At 68.3% G+C, this 3,514-nt stretch carries 5 protein-coding genes; 4 read left to right on the plus strand and 1 reads right to left on the minus strand.

Annotated features, from left to right (window positions below):
* Together ssb and VNF71_00745 are read left to right on the plus strand one after the other, a co-directional pair.
* Window positions 1-279 (plus strand): single-stranded DNA-binding protein (gene ssb, locus VNF71_00740; GenBank protein HVA73075.1); only part of this gene is annotated, 279 nt, incomplete at its 5' end.
* 391 nt (window positions 280-670) lie between these two features.
* On the plus strand, window positions 671-799 hold the full coding sequence (locus tag VNF71_00745) for a hypothetical protein (GenBank protein ID HVA73076.1): 129 nt from the start codon (window positions 671-673) through the stop codon (window positions 797-799).
* A gap of 43 nt (window positions 800-842) precedes the next feature.
* Here the strand turns inward: VNF71_00745 and VNF71_00750 are convergent, their stop codons facing one another.
* The gene (locus VNF71_00750; protein ID HVA73077.1) at window positions 843-2,345 is read right to left on the minus strand and encodes a hypothetical protein; all 1,503 of its coding nucleotides are present in this window, start codon (window positions 2,343-2,345) and stop codon (window positions 843-845) included.
* A gap of 316 nt (window positions 2,346-2,661) precedes the next feature.
* Here VNF71_00750 and VNF71_00755 point away from each other — a divergent pair, with 316 nt between their 5' ends.
* Entirely contained in the window at window positions 2,662-3,111 is a 450-nt protein-coding gene (locus VNF71_00755; GenBank protein ID HVA73078.1) for a hypothetical protein, read from the plus strand.
* A gap of 136 nt (window positions 3,112-3,247) precedes the next feature.
* A partial coding sequence (locus VNF71_00760) for a ParB/RepB/Spo0J family partition protein (protein ID HVA73079.1) occupies window positions 3,248-3,514 on the plus strand: 267 nt, incomplete at its 3' end.

The raw sequence follows: 3,514 nt of genomic DNA on the forward strand, positions 1-3,514 counted from the left end.
CAGAGCCAGGAGTGGGAAGAGTCCACCTCTTTCTTCGACGTGGTCGCCTGGCGAGACCTCGGCGAGAACGTCGCCCTGAGTCTCACCAAGGGGGCGCGGGTGATCGTCACTGCCCGCCTGGAGCAGCGCAGCTGGGAGACCGACGACGGCGAACGCCGCTCGAAGGTAGAGCTGGTGGCCGACGACATCGGCCCGAGCCTCCGGTTCGCCACCGCCGAGGTTCAGCGGACCCAGCGCCAGCCGGCCGACGCCGAGACCCACGAGGTCGAGACCGTCTAGTCCAACGGAGCGGGCCGGGGGAGCGATCCCCCGGCCCCTTCGCCGCGTTCGCAAATGTCGCAGCAGCCCGTTGCTCGGCTGGCGTGTGCTCGACCGCACGGTTGGCTCCGGCGGTCCCGGCCATCGAAGCCGGTCCCGAAGGCATCTGGCGGATGTAGGGGGAGGGTGCCGGTTGTCTTCATCGTGCCGCCACCCCTTCCCCGTTCAAGGGACGCTGCGGGACGCCGCCACGGTCGCAGACGGCGATGCCGTCGGCGGTAAACCGCCTCTTCGACCGGGCTCCGTGTCCTCGCTCGTCCTCCGGCCGCCCTTGAGCGAGGCGGGGTCCCCGGCTGGCTCCTTCGATGGCGACCGGCGGGAGCAGCCTGCCCGAAATCAGGAGGTGCCAGTGATGGCCGACGTTGAACTCACGGACTGCCCGTTCGATTCCGAGCCGACGGTGCTCGTGGCAATCGAGCCCAACGAGCTCGACCTGCGAGACCACGATCCGTTCGGGTTCTGGTCCGACCGGGACCGCTGAACAGCGAGGGCCGGGGTGACCCGGCCTTTGCTGCGACACCGCCCTACGGCTCCGGTGGAGCCGAGGACTCCACAACGCCATGCAGGCGCTCGAAAGCCGAACGTGTGATCCCTTCGATCACCTCATATGTGATCCTCATCTCCTCGTCGTTGTCGAAGTCGGGCCGCACCTCTTCGGTGACGTACCGCCCCGGGTGTGCGGTCATGTTCCGTACGGCCTGGACGAACTTGACGGCGTCTCCGACCTCGCCGTCTAGCGACTCGAACAGGTCGTTCCCATCCTTTGGTCCCATAGCCGCCATGGGTAGCCATCTGGCCCTCCGTGCTGTATCGAGTAGGTCCTCGAGAGTCCAGCGATGCAATGGCTTCCGTTGGTTCGACCAGTGGCCCCGCTGTCGCAGCTCCTGTTCGAAGCAGCGGACTGTCGCGAGCAGCACTGCCTCAAGGGTTGAGCCCATCAGGAGAAGAGCCGCACGCCAGCATTTCGCGTCGGCGCACCGAGTCGCCTCACCGTGAACGTCGCCGGCCAGCTTGACGAGCAGGGCGACTTCTTCCCGGTTGAGACCCGCCGCTGTCGTCGCGGCACCCCCGTCTGTCGGTGCCGCTGGATCCAATTCCCGTCCAAGGATCCAGCCCTCCACGCTTGCCACCGCCGGGTCCTCGGACGGTTCACCAGAAGGCAATGCGCCGGTCACGACAGCGATCATCCCGACCAGTCCGACAACCGCGTCGAATTCGTCCTCTCCATTGCCGCCCGCCGAGAACCCTGCCCGTACTCTCGCCAGCACTTCTGGCTCCCAGGCGACACTCAGCGTTGAAGCCCAGCTGAGTAGATCAGGGATCCAGCGGAGCCGGTCTTCCTGCTTTCTCTTGCTTCCCCGGCCGGTCGGTCCGGACCGGAAGTGACGGTAGAACTCGGCCGGGTACGTCTCGGCCACCACGACGCCATCGGCGCCGTCGCTGAGCAGGGAAGCCAGCGGACCGTCGAAAGGCCAGAACCTCACGGCGCCGTAGCGCGCCGCTGCCAGAAGCCGCCAACCCGACAACGCGGCCTTCCCCACCTGCTTCCCGCCCAACGTCCAGAACAACATCTCTGCGTCGTTGCCTTCGCAGCGCCGCCGTAGTTCCTGCCTCGTCATCCCGAGCCGGTCGAAGAGATGGTTTTGCTTCGTTCCACCGGGTTTTGCTGGGTAGAAGGGGCGGTGAAGCGCGATCTCCTCCACACGGGTCGCGACATCCCCGAAGCGCTCCCAGGCTCCATGGCCGATCTCCGGGAGGAAGTCCAGGAACGAGGTGATCCCGGTCCGGTCCGCATACGGCCCGGGCAACCCGATGGGGAAGTCGAAGCCGGCGAGCACCAGGCCACCGTTCTCGCCCGACGCATGGAGAGCCTTGCGAAGGTCGCCGTTCAGGACCGCGACGGAGTCGGCGGGCGCTACTGAAACGACGCGGTACCCGCTTGCCGAGGCCAGCTCGGCCACCGCCACCTGTCGCTTCTTCGGGTCCGTACCCCAGTCGGCATGGGCGATCTGCCTGGGGAGAGTCATCGGCAGATCATCGCATCACACCAGGCCACCTGGCGCTCCCCCAGCGGCCCAGTGCACGGATCGACGTCGGACCTCTGGTGTCGGTTTGGGCCAGCACCGCCGTCCGGCGTCAAGGGTCGCTGCGGGGCGCCGCCACGGTGATGGCCGGCTCCGCCGTCGCCTCGCAAGCTCGCCTCCACCACCCGGCTTCTCACGTCGCTCGGCCTGCGGCCGTTGCTTGTCACTCGGCCGTCGGAACCGGCCCTTCGGCTTTCTGCGAAGCATGGGCGGGCCTTGCTCCGCTCCGGGAGCAGTGCCGAGACGATCAGGAGGAACCATGACCGCAGTCATCACCGCCAGCCGGTGGAACGCCATCCACCCCGACTACAAGACCGGCAGCCCCACCGACGGTACTGCCGGGATACTCCGGTTCACCACCGACAAAGGCAGCGTCCTCTTCCCCGCCGAGGTCGTGAACCGGCAGCGACTGTTCGCCTTCGGCCCGGTGGTCGCCACCCCCGCAGCGCTCCGTGCGCTGGCGAGCGAAGGGACCGACGCCGCCCGCCTGCTCTCCCGCCACGCCGAAGGCGACTGGGGCGGGCTGTGCGAGGAGGACCACGACGCTAACGACGAGGCGGTCCGCAGCGGTGAGCGCATCCTCAGCGCCTACGAGGTGGGCAGCACCCGTCTGTGGGTCATCACCGACGCCGAGGTCGAAGGACCCGTCAGCCCCGCCGGGGTCCGCCCCCGCTACGCCACGACCCTCCTGCTCCCCTCCGAATACTGACCCGACCCACGACCGAGCCCCACGGGGCCACACCACAGATCGCCGTCCCGGCAGCCCGAGCAATCGGGCACCGGGGCGCAGAAGCAACACCAACCGACCGGCGCCCGCCGGTCACCAACCAAAAGGAGAACCACCCATGACAACCACCACTGCACCTGCCACCGACCGGAGCGCCGACACCGAGGGACACGTCCCCGTCTGGCGTCGCCCGGCCGACCTGGCCGCGCACCCCCTCAACGTCCGCCACGACCTTGGCGACCTGACCGGCATGGTCAAGACCATCCGCACCGTAGGGGTGATCCAGCCGTTCGTGATCGTCCCGACCGCGGACGGAGAGAAGGTCCTCGCCGGGCACCGCCGACTCGCAGCCGCCGTCGAGGCGGGCACCGAGCTGGTGCCCTGC

It is taken from the genome of Acidimicrobiales bacterium (genome assembly GCA_035533095.1).
GTDB lineage: Bacteria > Actinomycetota > Acidimicrobiia > Acidimicrobiales > Palsa-688 > DATLUM01.